Annotated in this window: 21 protein-coding genes; 12 read left to right on the top strand and 9 right to left on the bottom strand. The window is 67.5% G+C overall.

Translation table 11 applies throughout. The annotated features are described in order from the left end of the window. The first annotated feature begins 34 nt into the window (after window positions 1–34). Together dnaG and rpoD are read left to right on the top strand one after the other, a co-directional pair. Window positions 35–2,011: a DNA primase gene (gene dnaG / locus QQK43_RS06360; protein WP_284307125.1), complete on the top strand. Its 1,977-nt coding sequence runs from the start codon at window positions 35–37 to the stop codon at window positions 2,009–2,011. Window positions 2,012–2,311: 300 nt separating this feature from the next. Beyond that, window positions 2,312–4,639, top strand: a complete 2,328-nt coding sequence (gene rpoD, locus QQK43_RS06355; RefSeq protein WP_284307124.1) for an RNA polymerase sigma factor RpoD — start codon at window positions 2,312–2,314, stop codon at window positions 4,637–4,639. A gap of 422 nt (window positions 4,640–5,061) precedes the next feature. Here rpoD and QQK43_RS06350 read toward each other — a convergent pair whose 3' ends face one another. Together QQK43_RS06350 and QQK43_RS06345 are read right to left on the bottom strand one after the other, a co-directional pair. After that, window positions 5,062–5,910 (bottom strand): class III extradiol dioxygenase family protein, encoded by an 849-nt coding sequence (locus QQK43_RS06350; protein ID WP_284307123.1) that lies wholly within the window; start codon window positions 5,908–5,910, stop codon window positions 5,062–5,064. A gap of 18 nt (window positions 5,911–5,928) precedes the next feature. After that, complete coding sequence (locus tag QQK43_RS06345) at window positions 5,929–6,273, bottom strand: protocatechuate 4,5-dioxygenase subunit alpha (protein WP_234263460.1); 345 nt, start codon at window positions 6,271–6,273, stop codon at window positions 5,929–5,931. A gap of 94 nt (window positions 6,274–6,367) precedes the next feature. Between QQK43_RS06345 and QQK43_RS06340 the strand changes: the two genes are divergently transcribed. Genes QQK43_RS06340 through QQK43_RS06330 form a run of 3 tightly spaced genes read left to right on the top strand, consistent with a single transcriptional unit; the run spans window position 6,368 to window position 9,596 of the window. Next, on the top strand, window positions 6,368–7,300 hold the full coding sequence (locus QQK43_RS06340; RefSeq protein WP_284307122.1) for a LysR family transcriptional regulator: 933 nt from the start codon (window positions 6,368–6,370) through the stop codon (window positions 7,298–7,300). 39 nt (window positions 7,301–7,339) lie between these two features. Further along, on the top strand, window positions 7,340–8,311 hold the full coding sequence (locus QQK43_RS06335; RefSeq protein WP_284307121.1) for a lysylphosphatidylglycerol synthase transmembrane domain-containing protein: 972 nt from the start codon (window positions 7,340–7,342) through the stop codon (window positions 8,309–8,311). A gap of 19 nt (window positions 8,312–8,330) precedes the next feature. Next, complete coding sequence (locus QQK43_RS06330; RefSeq protein WP_284307120.1) at window positions 8,331–9,596, top strand: PQQ-dependent sugar dehydrogenase; 1,266 nt, start codon at window positions 8,331–8,333, stop codon at window positions 9,594–9,596. Here QQK43_RS06330 and QQK43_RS06325 read toward each other — a convergent pair. Next, entirely contained in the window at window positions 9,591–10,565 is a 975-nt protein-coding gene (locus tag QQK43_RS06325; RefSeq protein WP_284307119.1) for a helix-turn-helix domain-containing protein, read from the bottom strand. The genes QQK43_RS06330 and QQK43_RS06325 overlap by 6 nt on opposite strands. A gap of 111 nt (window positions 10,566–10,676) precedes the next feature. On the opposite strand from QQK43_RS06325, the gene QQK43_RS06320 reads away from it, so the two are divergent. The 4 genes from QQK43_RS06320 to QQK43_RS06305 all read left to right on the top strand — a co-directional run bounded on the left by QQK43_RS06320 (window position 10,677) and on the right by QQK43_RS06305 (window position 14,171). Then, entirely contained in the window at window positions 10,677–11,864 is a 1,188-nt protein-coding gene (locus tag QQK43_RS06320) for a cytochrome P450 (protein WP_284307118.1), read from the top strand. An 83-nt stretch (window positions 11,865–11,947) separates the two neighbouring features. Beyond that, window positions 11,948–12,271 carry a 2Fe-2S iron-sulfur cluster-binding protein gene (locus QQK43_RS06315; RefSeq protein WP_234263466.1) on the top strand — a complete coding sequence of 108 codons (324 nt, stop codon included), beginning with the start codon at window positions 11,948–11,950 and terminating at the stop codon, window positions 12,269–12,271. Beyond that, on the top strand, window positions 12,268–13,518 hold the full coding sequence (locus QQK43_RS06310; RefSeq protein WP_284307117.1) for an NAD(P)/FAD-dependent oxidoreductase: 1,251 nt from the start codon (window positions 12,268–12,270) through the stop codon (window positions 13,516–13,518). The genes QQK43_RS06315 and QQK43_RS06310 overlap by 4 nt, the downstream gene beginning before the upstream one ends. Before the next feature lie 170 nt (window positions 13,519–13,688). Beyond that, window positions 13,689–14,171 (top strand): hypothetical protein, encoded by a 483-nt coding sequence (locus QQK43_RS06305; RefSeq protein ID WP_284307116.1) that lies wholly within the window; start codon window positions 13,689–13,691, stop codon window positions 14,169–14,171. Between the two features lie 15 nt (window positions 14,172–14,186). On the opposite strand, the gene QQK43_RS06300 is transcribed toward QQK43_RS06305, so the two are convergent. Genes QQK43_RS06300 through QQK43_RS06285 form a run of 4 tightly spaced genes read right to left on the bottom strand, consistent with a single transcriptional unit; the run spans window position 14,187 to window position 17,016 of the window. Further along, window positions 14,187–15,560, bottom strand: coding sequence for a HAMP domain-containing sensor histidine kinase (locus QQK43_RS06300; RefSeq protein ID WP_284307115.1), 1,374 nt, complete (start codon window positions 15,558–15,560; stop codon window positions 14,187–14,189). Beyond that, window positions 15,557–16,258, bottom strand: coding sequence for a response regulator transcription factor (locus tag QQK43_RS06295; protein WP_284307114.1), 702 nt, complete (start codon window positions 16,256–16,258; stop codon window positions 15,557–15,559). Before QQK43_RS06295 ends, QQK43_RS06300 begins: the two co-directional genes overlap by 4 nt. 4 nt (window positions 16,259–16,262) lie before the next feature. After that, on the bottom strand, window positions 16,263–16,553 hold the full coding sequence (locus QQK43_RS06290; RefSeq protein ID WP_284307113.1) for a hypothetical protein: 291 nt from the start codon (window positions 16,551–16,553) through the stop codon (window positions 16,263–16,265). Then, window positions 16,546–17,016: a Spy/CpxP family protein refolding chaperone gene (locus QQK43_RS06285; protein ID WP_284307112.1), complete on the bottom strand. Its 471-nt coding sequence runs from the start codon at window positions 17,014–17,016 to the stop codon at window positions 16,546–16,548. Before QQK43_RS06285 ends, QQK43_RS06290 begins: the two co-directional genes overlap by 8 nt. A gap of 221 nt (window positions 17,017–17,237) precedes the next feature. Here QQK43_RS06285 and QQK43_RS06280 point away from each other — a divergent pair, with 221 nt between their 5' ends. From QQK43_RS06280 to mnmH, 3 genes are all read left to right on the top strand, one after another. Further along, on the top strand, window positions 17,238–18,584 hold the full coding sequence (locus QQK43_RS06280) for an esterase-like activity of phytase family protein (RefSeq protein ID WP_284307111.1): 1,347 nt from the start codon (window positions 17,238–17,240) through the stop codon (window positions 18,582–18,584). 98 nt (window positions 18,585–18,682) lie between these two features. Next, window positions 18,683–19,726 carry a selenide, water dikinase SelD gene (gene selD, locus QQK43_RS06275; protein WP_284307110.1) on the top strand — a complete coding sequence of 348 codons (1,044 nt, stop codon included), beginning with the start codon at window positions 18,683–18,685 and terminating at the stop codon, window positions 19,724–19,726. Continuing rightward, complete coding sequence (mnmH, locus tag QQK43_RS06270) at window positions 19,726–20,826, top strand: tRNA 2-selenouridine(34) synthase MnmH (RefSeq protein WP_284307109.1); 1,101 nt, start codon at window positions 19,726–19,728, stop codon at window positions 20,824–20,826. Before selD ends, mnmH begins: the two co-directional genes overlap by 1 nt. A gap of 10 nt (window positions 20,827–20,836) precedes the next feature. On the opposite strand, the gene QQK43_RS06265 is transcribed toward mnmH, so the two are convergent. Then, window positions 20,837–21,835: an aldo/keto reductase gene (locus QQK43_RS06265; RefSeq protein WP_284307108.1), complete on the bottom strand. Its 999-nt coding sequence runs from the start codon at window positions 21,833–21,835 to the stop codon at window positions 20,837–20,839. Window positions 21,836–21,934: 99 nt separating this feature from the next. Continuing rightward, on the bottom strand, window positions 21,935–22,885 hold the full coding sequence (locus QQK43_RS06260; protein ID WP_284307107.1) for a Gfo/Idh/MocA family oxidoreductase: 951 nt from the start codon (window positions 22,883–22,885) through the stop codon (window positions 21,935–21,937). Window positions 22,886–22,896 lie beyond the last annotated feature (11 nt).

The following is a 22,896-nucleotide window of genomic DNA, read 5'->3' as shown; positions in this document are numbered from 1 at the left end:
CGGCCTGCGGCCAGCGCATGCGAGAGAATAGCGCGTGGCCATCCCCCAGTCTTTCATCCAGGAGTTGCTCGCCCGCGTCGACGTGGTCGATGTGGTGGGACGCTACGTGCAGCTCAAGAAAGGCGGCGCCAACTTCATGGGCCTGTGCCCCTTCCACGGGGAAAAGTCGCCGTCGTTCAGCGTGAGCCCCAGCAAGCAGTTCTATCACTGCTTCGGTTGCGGTGCCAACGGCAACGCCATCGGCTTTCTGATGGAACACACGGGCATGAGCTTCATCGAAGCCGTCAAGGACCTTGCCCAGCAAGTGGGTCTGCAGGTACCCGAAGACGACGTGACCCCGCAGGAGCGCGAGCGCGCCGCCCAGCAGCGCCAGAAGCAGGCCACCCTGACCGACGTGCTGGAGAAAGCCGCCAAGGCCTATCAGAAGGACCTCAAGGATGCGCCCCGCGCCGTGGACTACCTCAAGGGCCGGGGCCTGACCGGCCAGGTCGCCAAGGCCTTCGGCCTGGGTTACGCCCCGGAAGGCTGGCGCCACCTGGCCGGGGTGTTTCCGGACTACAGCGAACCGTTGCTGGTCGAGTCGGGCCTGGTGATCGAGCACGAGGACGAAAAAGGCCAGGACGGTCAGGCCAAGCGCTACGACCGCTTCCGCGACCGCATCATGTTCCCGATCCGCAATGTCAAGGGCGAGTGCATCGGCTTCGGCGGGCGCGTGCTCGACAAAGGCGAACCCAAATACCTGAACTCGCCCGAAACCCCGGTGTTCAGCAAGGGGCGCGAACTGTACGGCCTGTTCGAGGCCCGCACCGCCATCCGCCAGCACGGTTATGCCCTGGTGACCGAAGGCTACATGGACGTGGTGGCCCTGGCCCAGCTGGGCTTTGCCAACGCGGTGGCCACGCTGGGCACGGCCTGCACGCCCGACCATGTGCACAAGCTGTTCCGCTTCACCGACGCGGTGGTGTTCAGCTTCGACGGCGACGCCGCGGGCCGGCGTGCCGCGCGCAAGGCGCTGGACGCCGCCCTGCCGCTGGCGACCGACACGCGCAGCGTGAAGTTTCTGTTCCTGCCGCCCGAGCATGACCCGGACAGCTACATCCGTGCTCATGGTGCCGACGCCTTCGCCCAGTTCGTGCAGGGCGCCACCCCGCTCTCGCGGTTCCTCGTGGACGCCGCCAGCGCCGACTGCGACCTCGGCAGCGCCGAGGGCCGTGCCCGGCTCGCCGCGCAGGCTCAGCCCCTGTGGTCAGCGCTGCCGGAAGGTGCTCTCAAACAGCAGTTGCTGGCCGAACTGGCCCGCGACATCGGCATCGGCAGCGCCGATCTGCACCAGATCTGGCTCAAACCCGGCCCGGGCCAGCGCCCTGCGCGGGCCCGTTCGGCAGACGCGGCCCACGCTCCGAACACCGCACCGGCCAACGCGGCCGCTGCGCCCCACACAGCCGGCCCATCGGGTGTGTCGGGCAGCACGGCGCGCGGCGGTTCGCCCGCCCGCCAACCCTGGTCGGGCAGCGGTCGCAGTGGCAGCGGCAACTGGCGGCGCTCGCCACCGCCGCCACCGCGCATGCTCGGCCAGCAGCGGGCCAGCCGCAGCCGGGTCGACCGTGCCGTGGGCCTGCTGCTGGCCAATGCCGCAGCCTGGGACCGGCTGTCGGCCGACGACCACGCCATGCTGGCCCACCTGCCAGCGCCCCACGGCCCGGTGTTCGCCTGGCTGGAGGCGCAATTGCACGAACACGGCCCCCTGCCCTGGGCCGCCCTGCGCGAAGCCCTGCGCGGGGAGAGCTTCGAGGCCTACGTGTGCGCCGAAGTCGAACAGGCGACCGTCGCCGCCGACAGTGAGGCCGAACTGCAGGAACTCGACGGCGTGATGAACCGGCTGCGCTGCGACGAGCTCGAGCGCGAAAGCCAGGCGCTGAGCGCCCGGGCGGCCCTGGATCCTGTGGCGCGCGAGCGACTGCGCGAGATCCACGAGCGCCTGCGCACCCTGAAAACGATCCCGTTGGTATAATTGAGGGCTTTTGCACCGCAAGCGCGACAGCAGCACCTCCGGCACCGGCCCGACCCCAGCACAGGGGCCACGTGGACTCACATGATCCCGGCCACCTCAGCGCCCACCACGGGCCTGACGGACACCCCGCAAGGACTGCACACCAAATGTTCGCCCACCAGCTTGCAGGCCCGCCCCTGACCGGCCCAGGGTGGGCATCGTGCCCGACAAGAACCCCCGGAAAGCACCGCCTGCGGTGAATTTCTGGCGTTTTTGTGTGTCTCAGCCGGTTACCTTCCTGCCGTTTTTTTTGAGGTTCTCATGCCCGCGAAGAAAGCCAGTACGCCCGCCTCCAGCACCAAAGTCGCCAAGAAGTCCGCCGCCGCGGCCGCTCCGGAGCCGACGAAAAAGAAAGCCTCGACTTCCGTGACCGCCAAGACCCCCGCGAAACCCGCAGCCAAGGACGACACCAAGCCGGCCAAGGCAGCCAAAACCAAGGCCGCCGCCGCTGACGAACTGGATACCGCAGCCGCCCCGGCCGCCAAGAAAAAGCCCGGCCGCCCCGCCAAGGCGGCCAGCGGCGACAAGCCCGCGGCCAAGCGCGGCCGCAAGCCCAAGGGCAAGGAAGACGCCGACCTCGACGATGCCGACCTGAGCGACGTGGAGGAAGACCTCACCGAAGAAGTGGTCGAGGAGGTCGCCGACGAAGTGCAGCCGGTGGAGAAGGTCAAGCCGCTGCGCATGAAGATCAGCAAGGCCAAGGAACGGGCGCTGATGAAGGAATTCGGCCTGGACGACACCGTCCTGTCCGAAGAGGAATCCAAAACCCGGCGCGAGCACCTGAAGGCGCTGATCAAGCTGGGCAAGACGCGCGGCTACCTGACGCACGGCGAAATCAACGACCACCTGCCCGACAAGCTGATCGATGCCGAGACGCTGGAGGTGGTGATCGCCCTGCTCAACGACATGGGCGTGGCGGTGTACGAGCAGACACCCGACGCCGAAGCGCTGATCATCACCGACAACGCCCCCACCGGTTCGAGTGAAGAAGAGGCCGAAGAAGCCGCCGAAGCCGCGCTGTCCACCGTGGACAGCGAATTCGGCCGCACCACCGACCCGGTGCGCATGTACATGCGCGAAATGGGCACCGTGGAGCTGCTGACGCGCGAAGGCGAAATCGAGATCGCCAAGCGCATCGAAGGTGGCCTCAACGACATGATGGCGGCCATCAGCGAAAGCCCGGCCACCATCGCCGAACTGCTGGCCATGTCGGAAGAAATCCGCGAAGGCAAGGTGGTGATCTCCACCGTGGTCGACGGTTTCGCCGACGCCGACGCGGCCGACGACTACGTGGCCGAAGAAGACTTCGACGACTACGACGAAGCCGACGACGACGATGGCAAGGGCGGCTCCAAGGCCCTGACGCGCAAGCTCGAAGAACTCAAGCGCGAAGCGCTGGAGCGCTTCGACAAGATCCGCGCGCAGTTCGAAAAGCTGCACAAGGTCTACGACAAGGAAGGCTACGGCAGCCCCACCTACCACAAGACCCAGCACAACATCACCGAAACGCTGATGACCATCCGCTTCACGGCCAAGGCGATCGAGAAGCTGTGCGACACGCTGCGTGGCCAGGTTGACGAGGTGCGCAAGAAGGAGCGCGAGCTGCGCCGCATCATCGTGGACAAGTGCGGCATGCCCCAGGAGAAGTTCATCGCTGCCTTCCCCGAAAACCTGCTGAACCTCAAGTGGGTGGAGAAGGAATCGGCCGCCGGCAAGCCCTGGAGCACCGTGCTGGAACGCAACATTCCGCCGATCCAGGAACTGCAGCAGGGCCTGCTCACCATCCAGAACAGCGTGGTGGTGCCGCTGCCCCAGCTCAAGGACATCCACAAGCGCATGAACGAGGGCGAGGCCTCGTCGCGCGACGCGAAGAAGGAAATGATCGAGGCCAACCTGCGTCTGGTGATCTCGATCGCGAAGAAGTACACCAACCGCGGTCTGCAGTTCCTGGACCTGATCCAGGAAGGCAACATCGGCCTGATGAAGGCGGTGGACAAGTTCGAATACCGCCGCGGCTACAAGTTCTCGACCTACGCCACCTGGTGGATTCGTCAGGCCATCACCCGCTCGATCGCTGACCAGGCCCGCACCATCCGCATCCCGGTGCACATGATCGAGACCATCAACAAGATGAACCGCATCTCGCGCCAGCATCTGCAGGAACACGGCTTCGAACCCGACGCCTCCATCCTGGCCGAGAAGATGGAGATGCCCGAGGACAAGATCCGCAAGATCATGAAAATCGCCAAAGAGCCGATCTCCATGGAGACGCCGATCGGCGACGACGACGATTCGCACCTGGGCGATTTCATCGAGGACCAGGCCAACACCGCGCCGATCGAGGCCGCGATGCAGGCCGGTCTGCGCGAGGTGGTCAAGGAGATCCTGGACAGCCTGACGCCGCGCGAAGCCAAGGTGCTGCGCATGCGTTTCGGCATCGAGATGTCGACCGACCACACGCTGGAAGAAGTGGGCAAGCAGTTTGACGTGACGCGCGAGCGGATTCGTCAGATCGAGAGCAAGGCCGTGCGCAAGCTCAAGCACCCGAGCCGTTCGGACAAGCTGCGCAGCTTCATCGATTCGCTGTGATCTGACTTCAGCGTTTCGCTTCGACATGGCGGGGACCTTCGGGTCCCCGTTTTTTTGCTCTGCAGGTTTCGTTCAGAGGCATCGGGCGGCAGCGGGAGCACCCGGCACCTGCCTCCGCGAATGTCCCCCGGCGGCCTGCGGCCGCCTCCTCCTTTATTTCGCTGCGTCAAGCACCCGACACGCCCGTCCCGCGAGCGAAGTGGTTCGCACAGAATGGACATGGAGCACCCACAGCGCCTCTGGTGTCAGGAGCGTTCGGTGTCCGACGCAGCGAAATAAAGGAGGAGGCTTGGGCGCAGCCCAAGCCGGGGGACATTCGCGGAGTCGGATACCGGACGATCCTGGCACCCGCACGTGTACTGGAACGAAAAAGGGAGCCAAAGGCTCCCTCTCTTTATCAGCGCCAGACGCCGACAAAAAAGTCAGATCGTCTCCAGCGCCAGCACACCCGTGGCCGTGTTGGAAATCGGGATGTGGTAGTTGCTGTGCACCTTGCGCACACCGGCCCCACCCGCGGTCAGCGCTGCACGCATGGCCAGCCACATCAGCAGTTCCACCCCCTGCGTGCCTGCCTTCTCGACCAGCTCCAGATCGGTGAACTGCGTCGCCCACTCCGGATTCGTTTCCATGCTCTGCAGAAACTGCAGATCAAACGCCTTGTTGATGAACCCGGCGCGCTCGCCTTCCAGTTGGTGCGACAGACCGCCCGTGGCCATCACCGCCACCTTCTTGTCGCTCTGCCAGTTCACGATCGCTTCCCCCACAGCCTTGCCCAGCTTGTAGACGCGCTTGGCCGTCGGCAGCGGGAACTGCACCGTGTTGATGCTGATGGGCACGATCTGCACCGGCGCCACCTCGTGGTCAGGCCAGAACAGCTTGAACGGCAGCGTGCAGGCGTGGTCCACCAGCATTTCCTGGCAGGTCACGATGTCGAACTCCTTGGCGATCAGCTCATTGATCAGGTGCCACGACAGATCCTGGCAACCCGGGATCGGCGGCAGCGTGGGAATGCCCCAGCCCTCGTCGGCATTGCTGTAGGTGGCTGCGGCCCCCACCGCGAAGGTCGGCATCTTGTCGAGGAAGAAGTTCAGCCCGTGGTCGTTGTAGAACACCACGACCACGTCGGGCTGGACCTGGCCCAGCCATTGGTGGATGGGCGGAAAGCCGTCGAAGAAGGGCTTCCAGTAAGGCTCGTTCTGCTTGCCCTTGTGGATGGCGCCGCCGATGGCGGGGATGTGCGATGTGGCCAGGCCACCGATGAGTTGTGCCATGTCAGTCTTCCTTGCGAATCAGCATTGCTCGTTGGCCGCAACCAGCTTGGCCTTGAATTGGTCTTTGGTCATGCCCGTCTGCTGGGCGCCGATGTCCTGCATGTCCAGCCCGAAGATGCCGGCGAACTTGGCCAGGTAGTACGCATTGCCGCCCGCAGCCAGCAACGCCAGCACCTGCTTGGAACGGATCGCCTCGGCCTGCTGCGCGTTGAGACCGTATTGCTGCATGTAGGCCTCGGGATCGGCCACGAAAGCGTCGCGGTTGGCCTGGTGGTTGAAGGAAAAACACATCTTGTTCAGGGCGTAGCCCTTCTGCGCGACGTCGCCGTCGAACGGGGTGGTACCGGGGATGGTCTGGCTCACGAATGCCTCCTGTGTGGGATGGAATGGGCGGAAATCTGGGGCGAGTATTCCGCCGGCATTGCCAAAGATAAACAGATCAATGATCATTTGATACATGAATGATTTCGATTGGTCAGATTTGGACGCACGCCTGCTGCAGTTGCTGGTGGCGGTGATCGACGCGGGCAGCATCACCCGGGCGGCACAGGCGCTGGGCGTCACGCAATCGGCGGTCAGCCACCAGCTGGACAAGCTGCGCGCCATCACGGGCGACCCACTGTTCGTCAAAAGCGGGCGCGGCATCGTGGCCACCGCGCGTGCGCTGGCGTTGTCCGAGCGCGCCCGCGAACTGCTGCGCCAGTTGCAGGGGTTCGCCCACGCCGGCGCCTTCGAGCCGGGACGCTGGCGCGCCACGGTCACCATCGCCGCCAACGACTTCCAGCGCGACGTGCTGCTGCCAGCGCTGGCCACCACCCTGCGCAGCGAGGCCCCCGGCGTGGCGCTGCGGATCATCCCGTCGGACATTCCCAGCCTGGAGATGCTGCGCGACGGGGCCTGCGATCTGGCGATCAGCCCCCGCCCGCCCGAGGGCAGCGACATCGTGCAAAAGCGCCTGTTCGAAGACCGCTACCGCGTGTTCTACGACCCGGCCGTGCGCGACGCGCCGCAGTCGCTGGCGGAGTGGCTGGCGGCCGACCATGTGAGCGTGGTCTACGAGCCCCGGCGCCTGCTCGATCTGGACCACACGCTGCTGGCTCGGGGCGTCCAGCGCCGCTTCGCGGTCATGGTGCCGGGTTTCGCCGGGGTGCCCGCCTTCCTGCGTGGCAGCCCGCTGCTGGCCGCTGCCCCGGGTTTGATGGCCCGGGGTCTGCTGCGCGATTTCGCCAGCGTCGCCATGCCGCTGCCCTGCCCGGGCCTGCCGATGTACCTGATCTGGCACCGCCGGCACCAGCAGGACGACGCGCACCGCTGGTTGCGCGCGCGCATCGAATCCGTGGTCGATGGCGTGTTCCCCGCCACAACCGCACAGGAAGCCCCTGAAATTTAAGCTTCGCTTCCTAGAATGGGTGTATCGATACCGGTTCGCATGAATTCGCCCACTGCCCCCCATCTCCCGATCCCGCTGGTGCGGCGTGTGGCTCATGGGCTGGCTGTCGCCCTGCTGGCGCTGGCGAGCGCCTATTTCGTCTACCAGCTCTGGGTCAACCTCCATCACCTGCCGGCCATCGCATGGACCGCCTCGACGCTGGGTGTGCTGGGACTGTCGGTGCTGGGCACACTGTTCACCGTGATCCTGATCGCGCTCATGTGGCAGTGCCTGCTGCGCGACCAGGGCGTGCATCTGGGCTACCGCCAGGCCCTGCGCATCGTGGCCATTTCGCAGTTCGGCAAATACCTGCCGGGCAACATCGGCCACTACACCGGCCGCGCCCTGCTGGCCGCCAAGGAAGGCGTGCCCACCGGCAAGACTGTGGCCACCATGGCCGTGGAGGTGGTGTGGACCCTGGCGATCAGCTCGGCATTCACCGTGGTGGCGCTGCTGGTGTACGTGGACGACCTGCACGAAGGCCTGGTCGACAACGCCCACCCCGGTTACATGGCGCTGCTGGGTGGCCTGATGCTGTTTGCGCCCTTTATCGGGGTGCACCTGCTCAACGCCGTGGCCCCGGGCATCAGCCGCAAGCTGGGCAAGGGCGATCTGGTGGCCGCCCCGCGCCTGGGCACAGCACTGCTCGTTTCGGCGCTGATGATGCTGTGTTTTGCCGTTCTCGGCTCGGTGCTCTGGCTGCAGGCCACCGTGGTGTTCGGCCACCCCGAGGTGGACTGGCTGCAACTGACGCTGCTGTTCACCCTGGCCTGGACCGCCGGCTACATCGTGCCCGGTGCACCCGGCGGCCTGGGCGTGCGCGAGGCCGTCATGCTCAAACTGCTGGCACCGCAACTGGGCATTTCGGTCGTGCTGGGCCTGAGCCTGGTGATGCGGCTGAGCTCCATGGGCGGCGACGCGCTGGCCTTCGCACTGGGCTGGCTCGACCAGCGTGCCCAGCGCACCCCCTGAGACCCCCACCCTCCTTGCCATGAAACGTCTGTCGTCGTTGCGCCGTCGCGCACTCATCGGGGTGCTGCTGCTCGGCGGTGCCCTGGCCGGTTTCCTCATGGGCCTGCGCTCGGCCACCCAGAAGGACTTCGCCTACTACGGCATCAAGGAGCTGAAAATCGCCGCGGTGCACCAGTGGGTGACCCTGCGCGAAAAACTCAGTGGCGGTGCCCCGCAAGGCCAGGCGCTCCAGTCGGACGAGATCAAGGTCTTCACCGCCAACGACTTTTCGCTCGAACTGCTGCACCTGCCCGCGTACGGCAGCACCGAAAAGACCGCCGGCTTCATCGACGAGGGCGGCGCCCTGCCGGTGAAGATCGAGCAGAACGATGTGGACGTGCACTGGGCACACTGGCAACTGGGCAGCGTGATCACCGATGCCAAGCCCTCCACCTTCCGCGGCGGCGGCATCAAGCAGGTGTTCCGCTACCAGGGCCAGACGCTGGCGCTGGTGTCCATGCAGGCGTTGCCCGAGGGCTGCCGCTTCGCGTCGCTGGTGAACGTGACGGCACGCCGCGAGGTGTTCCGCGCGCCCTGCCTGCCACCGGTGGACGAGATCGATTTCAGCGCCATCGGCGGCGGCTGGGTGGCCGACGAAGGTGGCATCCTCATGAGCCTGGGCACGCCATCGGACGACCTGCGCATCGCCGGCCTGGCACAGGACCCGGCCTCGCCCTACGGCAAGGTGCTGTTTTTCCCCGATGCCCAGTTGCGCGGTGAAGGCCCGGCGCGCGAGACCTTCGTGGTGCATTCCAGCGGCCACCGCAACCCGCAGGGCCTGGTGCGCGTGGGCGGTGCGCTCTACGCCACCGACCACGGCCCCAAGGGCGGCGACGAGATCAACCTGCTGCAGCGTGGTCACAACTACGGCTGGCCGCTGTATTCGCTGGGCTCCACCTACCAGGGCCAGCCGCACGAACCCATGGGCGATCCGGCGCGTTTCGACGAGCCGCTGTTTTCGTTCATTCCGGCCGTCGCGCCCAGCGACATCCTGGCCTGCCCGAGCACACTGGCCGAGCGCTACGCGCCCTTGCAGTGCGTGCTCATCACGTCCTTGCGCGGCATGTCGCTGTTCGTCGGCCTGATCGATGACCAGCACCGCGTGGTGTCGCTCGAACGCCTCAGCGTCGACATGCGTCTGCGCGAATTGTTGGCCCTGCCCGGGGAGCGGCTGGGCGTCTCCACCGACGGCTACGGCGTGTTCGAGATCAAGCTGGCCGATGTGGCCCGCCGGCCAGCGTCATGACCCCGGGCCGGCGCCCTCGGGTGCCGGCTCGGCCTGCACCCGGCCTTCGGCGTGCGCCCGCCGCCATTGCTGGGGACTGGCCCCGGTACGCCGCCTGAAGAAGCGCGAAAAGTAGGCCGGGTCTTCGAAGCCCAGCTCCAGCGCCAGGCTGGCCGCCGGCGCTGCCACGTAGATCAGGCGCCGGCACGCCTCGCGCGTCAGCCGTTCGTGCACCAGTTCCAGCGCCGTGCAGCCGCGCTCACCACGCACCAGCCGGTTCAGCCGCTGGGTGGACAACCCCAGCCGCGAGGCATACCGCTCCATGGGCCAGTGGGCCAGAAAGTGCTGCTCGACCAGCAGCAAAAAGCGCGTGAACAGCGCGCGGTGGGCCCGCGATTCACCGCCCTCGCGCTGCCCCTGGTCGCTGGCACGGGCCAGGCGCCAGACCACCGCGCGCGCCAGCCAGCGCAGCACGGGCGCGTCCGCCGCACCCGGCAGCGCGAACTCCGCCGACAGCTCCGCCAGTTGCACGTTCAGCCGCTGCGCCTCGCCATCGTCTTCGGAAAAGTGCAAGACCCCCGGCGCCATGAACAGCGACCGGAAAGCCGCACCGATGCCTTCGAACTCGCCTTCCACCAGAAACCGCGCGCTGAGCGTGAGCACCCGCCCCTGGGTTTCGGGCTCGAACCGGAAGCCGTGCACCACGCCCGGTGGCACCACGATGGCTGCGGGCCCCTGCACCCGGGCCCGCCATTCGTCCAGCATCACCTCGGCCTCACCCGCGCCGATCCACAGAATCTGGTACAGCCCCTGGTGCACATGGGCATCGATTTCCCAGTGGTAAAGCCGGCTGCGCGACTGGACTTCCTCGATATGCAGCAGCTCTTCACCCGGCCGCGCCGCTTCGCCGTACAGCGCAAAACGGGGAATGGCCGCTACCGGCCGGCGGGTGGCTGTCGAGGATGGGCGGCGGGATGCGGTGGCTGCCATCGGCACTATCTTGATCAAAAAGTACCCAGATTATCCCTGCTTTGTGCAGTGTCTTGAAGCGGTCCGAACCCTACAGTTCAGGCTCCCGATCCACCCCACAGGAGACAAGACATGGGCCTTGGCAGCTTCCATTTCGATCCCTATTCACCGGCCATCGACGCCGATCCCTTCCCCACCTACCAGCGTCTGCGCGACGAATTCCCCTGCTACTGGAGCGAGGAAGCCCAGATGTGGGTGCTCTCGCGCTACAGCGACATCGTCACCGCCGGCCAGGACTGGCAGACCTATTCCAGCGCCAGCGGCAACCTGATGACCGAACTGCCCGGGCGCGCCGGCGCCACGCTGGGCAGTTCCGACCCACCGAAGCACGACCGCCTGCGCGGCCTGATCCAGCACGCGTTCATGAAGCGCAACCTGCTGGCGCTGGAAGAGCCCATTCGCGCCGTGGCGCAAGAGGTGTTCGGCCAGCTCCGGGGCATTGACGAATTCGACTTCAAGGACGTGTCCTCGCAGTTCACCGTCAAGGTGCTGATGGCCGCGCTCGGCCTGCCCATGGGCGCCGACGCCCTGGTGCCCGAGCAGGAAGTGCGCGACAACGCGGTGCTGATGGTGCAGAGCGACGCCCGCACCCGCGCCAAGGGCCCCGAGCACATCGCCGCCTACAACTGGATGCAGGAATACGCGAGCAAGGTCATCGCCATGCGCCGCGCCGAGCCCAAGAACGACCTCATCAGCCACTTCGCGCTGGCCGAGATCGACGGCGACCGACTGGACGACCGCGAGGTGCTGCTGACCACCACCACGCTGATCATGGCCGGCGTCGAGTCCCTGGGCGGCTTCATGATGATGATGGCCTACAACCTCGCCACCTACGCCGAGGCCCGCCGCGCCGTGGTCGCCAACCCGGCCCTGCTGCCCGACGCGGTGGAAGAAAGCCTGCGTTTCAACACCTCGGCCCAGCGCTTCCGCCGCCGCCTGATGAAGGACGTGACCCTGCACGGCCAGACCATGAAGGAAGGCGATTTCGTCTGCCTGGCCTACGGCTCGGGCAACCGCGACGAACGCCAGTACCCGAACCCCGACGTCTACGACATCGCCCGCAAGCCGCGCGGGCACCTGGGCTTCGGTGGCGGTGTGCACGCCTGCCTGGGCACGGCCATCGCGCGCCTGGCGGTGAAGATCGCCTTCGAAGAATTCCACAAGGTCGTGCCCGACTACACCCGCGTGGCCGACCAGTTGCCCTGGATGCCCTCGTCCACCTTCCGCAGCCCGCTGGTGCTGCAGCTCAAGGTGCAGTAAGCCCCCCGCCCCTGCCCCGTTCTCCTGCTGCCGCCGGCCCCGCCGCCGGCAGCTTTTGACCTCTGAGGTCCTTAGGTCCCACCATGGCAAACATCACTTTCATCGAAGCCAGCGGCCAGTCCACCACCCTGAACCTGCCCGACGGCTGGAGCCTGATGCAAGGCGCCACGGCCAACGGCGTCGAAGGCATCATCGGCGAATGCGGCGGATCCTGCGCCTGCGCCACCTGCCACTGCTATGTGGACGACTTCCTCGCCAGCGTGCTGCCCGCCCCCGCGCAAGGCGAGCTGGACATGCTGGACAACGTGACCGCCGAGCGCCGCCCGAACAGCCGGCTGGCCTGCCAGATCAAGGCCAGCGCCGCGCTCGAAGGCGGTGTGGTCACCCTGCCCGAGTGCCAGGAATGACGGCCGCAGCGAGCACCCCGGGCGTGGTCATCGTCGGCGCCGGCCAGGCCGGCCTGCAGACAGCCGAGGCCCTGCGCAGCGGCGGCTTTGAAGGCCCCATCACCCTGCTGGGCGACGAACCCCACGGCCCCTACCACCGCCCGCCGCTGTCCAAAGCCTGGCTGGCCGGGGAGATGGACGCGGCCCAACTCGTGATGCGCGCGCCCGAGATGCTGGCGAAAAAAGGCATCGAACTGCGCACCGACGCCGCCGTGCAAGCCATCGACCGTGCCCACAAAACCGTGCAACTGGCCGATGGCAGCCGCCTGCCCTACAGCGGCCTGGTGCTGGCCACCGGCGCCACCCCGCGTGCCCTGCCGCTGCCCGGTGCCGACGCGGCGGGTGTGCTGCCGCTGCGTTCGCGCGCGGACGCCAGCGCCATCGCCGAACGCATGGCCGGGTGTGTGGAGAAGAACCTGCCCGTGGTGGTCATCGGTGGCGGCTTCATCGGCCTGGAAGTGGCGGCCACGGCGCGCAAGAAAGGGGCGCGGGTGACCGTGCTCGAAGCCGCCCCGCGCCTGCTGGGCCGCGTGCTGGCGCCGGTGCTCAGCGACTGGTATGCCGAACTGCACCGCAGCCACGGCGTTGAGCTGGTCTTTGGCGCGCAGATCGCGGCCATCGACACCGATGCGAACGGCGTGCGCGGCGTGAAGCTGGCCGACGGCCAGGTGCTGCCCGCCGGGCTGGTCGTGGTCGGCATTGGCGTCAGCGCCAACGACGCGCTGGCGCTGCAGGCGGGGCTCGCCTGCGACCGCGGTATCGTGGTCGACGCCTGCGGCCGCACCAGCGATCCGCACATCGTCGCGGCCGGCGACTGCACGGCACGGCGTCTGCCCGACGGCACCTTGCTGCGCCTGGAATCGGTGCAGAACGCCACCGAACAGGGCAAGAGCGCGGCGGCGGCCCTGCTCGGGCAGGACCGCCCCTTCACCGCCACCCCCTGGTTCTGGAGCGACCAGTACGACCGCAAGCTGCAGATGGCGGGCCTGTCCACCGGCGCCGACCGCTGGGCCGTGCGCGGCGACATGGCCGCCGGCACCGGCTTCAGCGTCTACCACTTCAAGGACGGCCGCCTGATCGCGGTCGACAGCGTCAACGCCGCCAAAGACCATCTGCAGGCGCGCAAGCTGTTGGATGCGGGGGTATCGCCCAGCACCGAACAGGCGGCCGATGGGGGGGTTGATCTGGGCAGTCTGCTGTCACGCTGAGCGGGCCTGTACGAACAAGGGCACGCCAAGAGGTCAACGACTTCCTGGTGATTGGCGCCGCCGGCTGCCATGATCGCGACACTCGCCCATCGGCGCCGGACAAGGAGGCTGCATGAACGACGAAGAGCTCGAACGCGCGGAACGATATCGGCGCCTTCATCGATTGGGTAATGGGGTTCCTGGAGTTCCCGGAGCGCCTGCATCCCGCCAATGTGCCACCGGACAAGGGCCCGTTGCTCGATGAAGGGGCCCTGAGCATGTACCGCCATGCCTGGTCACACTTCAAGGAAGACTTTCAGCGCAGCGGATGGGAGGAAAAGGTCAACGACGCCACCCCCACCAAGCTCCAGGAGCACGGTCTGTACGGCGCGCAACTCCAGGCCAAGCTGGGGATGGTGAGCTACCTGCTGGAGCGCTTCCTGGCCACACTGCCAACAGAGAACCAGCAGCACCTCAGGACCCCACCGGAGCGGAGCCTCTTGGCTTCGGCACCAGAGGCAGCCCCGCGAAAAGAAGACGACAAACCCCAAGGCCTGCTCAAGCGCCTGATCGAGGCCATCGACATTCTGCTGGACAGCAGCATTGCCGCTCTGGGGCTCAACGGCTCTGTCACCGAGGTGAAGAAGCTCTTGGGCGTTGCCATCGACGACTGAGCAGGATGCCGCCGGTCAGATGCGCAGCGTCACCGTCACCACCAGTCCCGGCCCGGCGTTGCGTGCCGACAGCACGCCGCCGTGGGCCTGCGCCACCAGGCGGCACAGGTACAGGCCCAGCCCCACGCCGCCGGCAGCGCGGGTGCGCGCACTGTCGGGGCGGTAGAACGCCTGCGCCAGGTGGGCCAGTTGCTCTTCGGGCACGCCGGGGCCGTGGTCGCGCACTTCCAGCGTGACCGTCCCGCCATCGGCCGAGAGGGTCACGGTCGGCGATTCGGTGGCGTCGGCGCCGTGGCGCAACGCGTTGTCGATCAGGTTGCGCAGCAGCAGGCGCACCCGCGACGGGTCCACCGACACGGGGGGCATGCCTGCCGGGGCGCTCACCGCCACCCGTGCTGCCCCGGGGTGGCGGGCTTTCAGGTCTTCAATGACCTGCGCGGCCAGCGCCGGCAGGTCGGTGGGCGCACGCTGCAGCGCGGCATGGTCGCCCGACAGGCGCTCGCTCTCCAGCAGGTCGCTGATCAGCGTGGCCATTTCCTGCAGGTCGCGCAGCAGGGCCTTGCGCTGCGGGTCCACGTCGTCGCTTTCCGGCAGCAGTTCGGCGTTGAGGCGCGCCCGCGTGAGCGGGCTGCGCAGTTCGTGGCTGATCGCGAGCAGCAGCGCGCGCTTGGCTTCCAGCATCTGGTGGATGTCCTGACCCATGGTGTTGATGGTCAGCGCCAGCTCGCCCAGCTCGTCCGGGCCGTGGATGCAGCGCTCGGGAATCGGCTGGCTGAAGTCGCCCCGGCCGAACCGCTGTGCGCCTTCGCCGATGGCGTCCAGCGGCTTGAGCAGGCGCCGGACGTACAGCCAGGCCAGCAGGGTCAGCACCAGCAGCGAGACCAGGGCGTAGCCGATCATGCGCGGCTTGCGTTCGAACGCCTCGCCGTTGATGCCGAAGGTGAGCACGTGGCCGTCGGCCGTGGTGCGCTGAAGGACCTGCTGCCAGTCGACACCGCGGTCGCCCTGGCGCCCGCGCGATGCTGCCCCATGATCGACCTTGTCCTGCAGCCAGTCGGGCGGGGTCTGGTTCGGGTGCGACGCCCAGTTGACCGTGGGCCCCTGGATCGTGACGGTCAGCGGCAGCCGCCCGATGATGGCCTGAGCCCGCTCGATGCTCGGGGTGCCGCTGGCGCCGGTGCATTCGCGCGTGAGCTGGTCGACATAGTCCATCAGCAAGGGGCGTGCGGCGTCGCGCCAGCCGACCGAGAAGGCCTTCTGGGCACCGGTGACGAAGATGAAGGTCATGGCCGTCGCGAGCAGCAGGAACACCAGCACCATGCGCAGCTTGATCGAATGCGCCACACGGTGCTTGGCGCGCCGCCAGGCCGAGGGCTGCCGGCGGCTCATGCGCCCTCCCGCCGCAAGGCCAGCGAATAGCCGGCGTTGCGCAGGGTCTTGATGCAGTCCAGCGGCTCCAGCTTGCGGCGCAGGCGGCTGACCACGATGTCGACCGCGCGGGTGTAGAGGTCGGCCTCGTGGCCGCGCAACTGGTTGAGGATGTCGTCGCGGCTGAAGACCTTGCCGGGCTCGCGCGCCAGCATCAGCAGCAGTTCGTATTCGGTGCCGGTCAGCTCGATCTCGCCGTCCAGGCGGCGCACGCTGCGGCGCGCGGTGTCGATTTCCAGCCCGTCAAAGCGCAGCGTGGGCGCAGCGCTCAGCACCGCGGCGTGGCCGTTGCCCGCCGGCTTGAGGCGCCGCAACACGGTCTGCAGGCGCGCGACCAGTTCGCGCGGCTCGAACGGTTTGGGCAGGTAGTCGTCGGCCCCCAGTTCCAGGCCGACGATGCGGTCCATCACCTCGCCGCGCGCGGTCAGCATCACCACCGGGATGTCGCTTTCCTTGCGGATGGTGCGGCACAGCTCGAAACCGTCCATTTCCGGCAGCATCACGTCCAGGATGGCGGCGTCAAAACCACCGGCCCGCAACAGGGCCAAGCCGGCGCTCGGCCGGGTGGCGTGCACCAGTTGCAGCTCGAAACGCTGGAAGTAGGTCGCCAGCGGCGGGCCGAGGTTTTCGTCGTCGTCGATCAGCAGGATGCGGTTCATCGGCTCATTCTGACAGGGCGCGGTGGCGTGCAATCAAGCGGCGAAGCCGGGCTTTGTCACCCCGCGCGAGGGCGTCGAAGCGGTCGCCCACGGACAGCAGCGCGGGCAACAGCGGCGCCGCCGCCAGCGGCTGGCGCTGCGACAGGCGGGCCCAGAGCGCCAGGGCGTATTCGCGGTCGAACTGCGGCCCCCAGAACAGGGTCAGCAGCTCGGCGTGCGGGTCGTCGGCATCGGCCAGCAGGGCCGCCGTGTGCGGGCGGGCCTGCCGGGCGATCGCGTGGAGGGCGTCAGCCACGGCCCCACCAGCGGTGGCCGCGCTTCTCCAGGCGCTCGCGCACCTGTTTCTGCTGCTCGGGGTTGAGGCTGTCGTAGAAGTCGCCGAAGGCGGCAAGCACCTTCGGGCCGTTGGCCTGCGCGGCCTGCAGCTTCTGGTCGAGCAGTTGCTGGGCCCGGCTGCGGTCGAAGCGGTCGCCCGCGATCAGGGCCTGCAGGTCGCCACGCGGGTTGGCCGAATCGCCCCGCATCAGCTTGCGCGAAGCGATCACCTCGTCGGCCAGCGCAGCGAGCTTGGTTTTCTGCTCGGCGTTGAGATCGAGCTTGCCGCTGATCCTGTCGACCACCTTGCCACGCACCTCGGTGATCCGCTCGTCGCTCCAGCCTCGGCTGTGTTCGCCACGCGCGCCACAGGCGGTCAGTCCGCCGAGCACGACGGTTGCGGCGGCCAGGCCGGTAAGGCTGCGTCTGATCCAGGTTCTCATGACGGTGCTCCTTCGGGGAAGGTGTTGAACATGGCCTTCATGGTGCCGGCGCCGGCCGCTGCCGGGGTGTCGAAACCGTCGCGGTTTTTTTCGCTTTGTTTCAGGTGTGCCGTCACGCCGCTTTCATCCGGCTGTCGTGGCGGTGTCACGGCACGCCGCCATGCTGCGCGCCTGTGCGGTTTTCCCCCGCCCACATCCGATCCACTTTCGACACCACCACCATGCGCCCCACCTTCCGGCTCCTGCCTGCCCTGCTGCTGATCGCCTTCCACGGCGCCCACGCCCAGACCGCCTATCCCGCCACCCTGGCAGGCCACGCCATCCTGCCGGCCAAGACCTTCATTCCTGCGCCCAAAGACGCCCCGGCCGACCTGAAGGTCAGCGGCAAGTTCACCACCGGCCAGCGCGTTGACGCGGTCGGTTCGGTGGAAGGCAAGTCGGCCGGTCGCCCCACCGGCGTCTCGCTGCCGTTCCAGGGTCAGCCGGTGCAGGGCCACTCGGGCATCAAGCGCATGCCCGACGGCAGCTTCTGGCTGCTGACCGACAACGGCGCCGGCTCCAAAGCCAATTCGCCCGACTTCATGCTCTTCCTCAACCGCTACAAGGTCGACTTCCAGAGCGGCCAGTTCAAGCGGCTGGAAACCGTGTTCCTGCACGACCCCGACAAGAAGCTGCCGTTCCGCATCGTCCACGAAGGCACCAAACAGCGCTACCTGACCGGCGCCGACCTGGACCTGGAGAGCTTCCAGTTTGCCGGCGGCGCCCTGTGGATCGGCGAAGAGTTCGGGCCCTTCCTGATCAAGGCCGACCTCCAGGGCAAGGTGCTGGCCGTGTTCGAAACCCAGGTCGACGGCAAGGCGGTGCGCTCGCCCGACCACCCGGCCGTGACCACGCCCGGCGCCCCGGGCGGTGAGGTGAAGTTCCAGGTGCGCCGCTCCAAGGGCTACGAAGGCATGGCGGCTTCGCCCGATGGCAGCAAGCTCTACGCCATGCTCGAAGGCGCGCTCTACGATGATGCCGCCAAAGGTTTCGAAACCCAGGACGGCAAGCAGTACCTGCGCGTGCTGGAGTTCGACGTGAAGACCGAGCAGTGGACCGGCCGGCACTGGAAATACGTGCTGGAAGCCAACCACCTCGCCATCGGCGACTTCAACATGATCAGCCCGACCGAGGGCCTGGTCATCGAGCGCGACAACGGCGAAGGCACGGCCGACCTGGCCTGCCCCGAAGGCCAGAAGCGCCCCGACTGCTTCCACGACCTGGCGAAGTTCAAGCGCATCTACAAGATCGAACTCAGCGAGGCCAACGTGAACGGGCCGGTGCGCAAGATCGGCTACATCGATCTGATGAACATCGCCGATCCGAACAAACTCTCGAAGAAGCCGCTGACCAACGGCGTGTTCACCTTCCCCTTCTTCACCATCGAGAACGTCGACCGCGTCGATGCGACGCACATCGTCGTTGGCAACGACAACAACCTGCCGTTCTCCAGCAGCCGCTCGCCCAACCAGGCCGACGACAACGAGCTGGTGCTGCTGGAAGTGGGCGACTTCCTTCAGGCACGCTGAAGCACCTGCGGTGGGGCCAGGGCCTGCGGCGGCCCGGCCACCCGCTCGCCGGCGGTGTTGCTACAGTGACGGCTTCGCCACCGCAGCCCCCGCCGACCATGAGCAACGCCCCCGCCGCCATCCGCCTCACCCAGTACAGCCACGGGGCCGGCTGCGGCTGCAAGATCAGCCCCCAGGTGCTCGACGTCATCCTCGCCGGCAGCGGTGCGCAGCACCTGGACCCGCGCCTGTGGGTGGGCAACGCCTCGCGCGACGATGCCGCCGTCTACGCGCTGGACGACGAGCGGGGCGTGGTCTCCACCACCGATTTCTTCATGCCCATCGTCGACGATCCGTTCGACTTCGGGCGCATCGCGGCCACCAACGCCATCAGCGACATCTACGCCATGGGCGCCGACCCGCTGGTGGCGATCGCCATCCTCGGCTGGCCGATCAACGTGCTGCCGCCCGAGGTGGCGCGCGAAGTGGTGCGCGGCGGCCGTGCCGTCTGCGACGACGCGGGCATTCCCCTCGCGGGAGGGCACTCCATCGACGCCCCCGAACCGATCTTCGGCCTGGCCGTCACCGGCGTGGTCGACAAACGCCACATCAAGCGCAACGACACCGCCCGCGCCGGCAGCCGGCTCTACCTCACCAAACCACTGGGCATCGGCATCCTGACCACCGCCGAAAAGCAGAGCAAGCTGCGCCCCGAGGACGTGGGCGTCGCCCGCGACTGGATGTGCACCCTCAACCGCCCCGGCCGCACCTTCGGGCGCCTGGCCGGCGTGCAGGCCATGACCGACGTGACCGGGTTTGGCCTGCTCGGCCACCTGGTCGAGATGGCCGAGGGCAGCGGTCTCACCGCCGTGCTCGACGACGCCGCCGTGCCGCGCCTGCCCGGCATCGACCACTACCTCGCGCTGGGCACCGTGCCCGGCGGCACGCAGCGCAACTTCGACAGCTACGGCCACAAGGTCGCGCCGATCACCCCACGGCAAAAGCAGTTGCTGTGCGACCCGCAGACCAGCGGCGGCCTGCTGGTGGCCGTCAGCCCGGACGGTGAAGCCGAGTTCCTGGCCACCGCGCGCGCCGCCGGCCTTGAACTGGCGCCCATCGGTCACCTGACCGAGCGACAGACCCACTGCGTCCAGGTGCGCTGATGGGCCCGGGCACCGCGCTCGAAACCGCCGACTGCCACCGACTGTTCCTGCAAGGCCTGCCGCTGGCCGATGTGCGTGCCCCGGTGGAATTTGCCCAAGGCGCGTTTCCCGGCGCGGTCAACCTGCCGTTGATGAACGACGCCGAGCGCCATGCGGTCGGCTTGTGTTTCCGCCAGCACGGCCAGCAAGCCGCCATCGCGCTCGGCCACCGGCTGGTGGCCGGCCCGGTGAAGGCCGAGCGCATTGCCGCCTGGGCCGCTTTCGCCCAGGCCCACCCCGACGGTTTCCTGTACTGTTTTCGCGGCGGTCTGCGCTCGCACATCGCCCAGCAGTGGCTGGCCGATGCCGGTGTGCGCTACCCGTTGATCACCGGCGGCTACAAGGCGCTGCGCCAGACACTGATCCAGACCCTGGAAGCGGCCGCGACCGGGTGCGGCCTGACGGTGCTGGGCGGCATGACTGGCACCGGCAAGACCGACCTGCTGAACCAGCTGGCGCACGGCATCGACCTGGAAGGCCATGCACACCACCGCGGCTCCAGCTTCGGCGCGCACCCGCAAGGCCAGCCCACGCAGATCGATTTCGAGAACCGCCTGGCCATCGACCTGCTGCGCAAGCGCGCCGCCGGCATGGAACACTTTGTGTGGGAAGACGAAGGCCGCCACATCGGGCGCTGCGCGGTGCCGCCCACGCTGCGCGACCGGCTCGCCGCCGCCACGCTGGTGTGGCTGGAAGCCCCGTTCGAAGCCCGCGTCGACCGCATCCTGCGCGAGTACGTGGTCGGCCAGCAAGCCGCGCTGGCGATGCTGCACGGACCCGAACAGGCGTTGGCCTTGCTGTCGGTCCACCTGCTGCAAAGCCTGGACAAGACCGCCAAAAGGCTGGGCGGCGAACGGCATCGGCGCATCCGCTCCTGCCTGCAGGATGCCCTGGTGCAGCACCAGGCCGGCGATGTGCAGGCGCACCGCGCCTGGATCGCGGCGCTGCTGCAGGAATACTACGACCCGATGTACCGCTTCCAGCGCCAGCAGCAGGCCGGGCGCATCGTGTTCACCGGCGACGCCGCCAGCGTGCTGGACTGGCTGCGTCGGCGCGGGTGAGCGCCGGTCCTCAGAACACCTCGGTATCGACCTCGGTATTGGCCTGCGCGGTGTAGCGGTTGCCGTGCACCGTGCGGGTGTGGATCAGCGCGTCCAGCCGCGCCAGCACGTCGGCCGACAGTTGCACATCGGCCGCCCCCAGGTCGTCGAGCAGATGCGCCACGCTGGTGGTACCGGGAATCGGCAGGATGTGCTCGCCCTGGTGCAGCAGCCAGGCGATCGCCAGTTGCGCCGGCGAGCAGCCCACTTCGTGCGCGATGGCCAGGTAAGGCGGCAGCAGCTCGGCATTGCGGGCGTAGTTTTCGGGCGAGAAGCGCGGCATGGCGCGGCGGATGTCCTTGGCGTCGAAGGCCGTCACGTCCATCGGGCCGCACAGGAAGCCGCGCGCCACCGGACTGAACGCCACAAAGCTCGTCCCCAGTTCGCGGCAGGCCTGCAGCACCGCGATCTCGGGGTTGCGCGTCCAGAGCGAATACTCCGTCTGCACCGCCGCGATGGGATGCACCGCATGGGCCTTGCGCAGCGTGCCGGCCGACACCTCGCTCAGGCCGATGCTGCGGATCTTGCCGGCGCGCACCAGCTCGGCCAGCGCGCCCACGCTGTCTTCGATGGGCACCTGCTTGTCCCAGCGGTGCAGGTAGTAGAGGTCGATCACGTCGGTCTGCAGGCGGCGCAGGGCGGCCTCGCAAGTGGCCTTGATCGTGTCGGGGCGGCCGTCGATCACGCGCACCTTCACGCCCTGCTCGTTGGGCACACCGGTCATGCCGCACTTGCTGGCCAGCGTGAACTTCGCGCGGTGCTTCGACAGGACCTTGCCCACCAGCGTCTCGCTGGTGCCAAAGCCGTAGAGCGCGGCGGTGTCGAAGTGCGTCACGCCCGCGTCCAGCGCGGCCAGCAGCACGCGCTCGGCCTGCTGTTCGGAAACGGGCGCACCGTAGGCGTGGCAGATGTTCATGCAGCCCAGGCCGATGGCGCTGACGCTGAAGGGGCCGAGTTGGCGTTGTTGCATGGGAACACTCCTGAATGAAAACGGCTCCAGCCGCAAAGGATGGAGCCGTCGATGCCAAAGGCGGATCGAAGGGCCGGGGCCCGGATTGCGCAGACGGGCTCAGCCGCCGAGCTGCTGCTCCAGCTGGTGCAGCACCTGGTAGCAGGGCAGCACCTGGGCCACGCTGCTGTTGGGCTCGCGGCCTTCGCGGATGGCGGCAAAGAACTCGCGGTCCTGCAGTTCGATGCCGTTCATCGACACGTCGACCTTGCTCACGTCGATCTGTTCTTCCTTGCCGTTGAACAGGTCGTCGTAACGCGCGATGTAGGTCGCGGTGTCACCGATGTAGCGGAAGAAGGTGCCGAGCGGGCCGTCGTTGTTGAAGGACAGGCTCAGCGTGCAGATGGCGCCGTTGGCGGCCTGCAGCTGGATGCTCATGTCCATGGCGATGCCCAGGTCCTTGTGGATCGGGCCCTGCACGGCATTGGCCTTCACGATCGGGCTGCCAGCCTGGTAGGCGAACAGGTCCACGGTGTGGGCAGCGTGGTGCCACAGCAGGTGGTCGGTCCAGCTGCGGGGCTGGCCCAGCGCGTTCATGTTGGTGCGACGGAAGAAGTAGGTCTGCACATCCATCTGCTGGATATTGAACTCACCGGCCGTGATCTTCTTGTGCACGAACTGGTGGCTGGGGTTGAAGCGGCGGGTATGGCCCACCATCGCCACCTTGCCGACCTGCTTCTGCAGGGCCAGCACTTCCTCGCCTTCCTTGAGCACGTCGCACAGGGGAATCTCCACCTGCACATGCTTGCCGGCCTGCAGGCAGGCCTTGGTCTGGGCGGCGTGCATCTGCGTGGGCGTGCACAGGATGACCGCGTCCAGCGCCTGGATGGCCAGGCTGTCGGCCAGCTCGGTGGTGACGTGCTGGATGCCGTACTTGTCGGCCACTTCCTGCGTCTTGGCCAGGTCACGGCCGATGACCGAGATCACATCGACGTCGGGAATGTTCTTGATGCCGTCCAGGTGCTTGATGCCGAAGGCGCCGGCGCCGGCGAGTGCGACTTTGATGGTCATGGTGTGTTCCT

The organism is Hydrogenophaga electricum, from assembly GCF_030160815.1.
GTDB lineage: Bacteria > Pseudomonadota > Gammaproteobacteria > Burkholderiales > Burkholderiaceae_C > Hydrogenophaga > Hydrogenophaga electricum.
The sequence above is the reverse complement of the archived record's forward strand: the minus strand, read 5'-3'. Positions and strand labels throughout refer to the sequence as shown.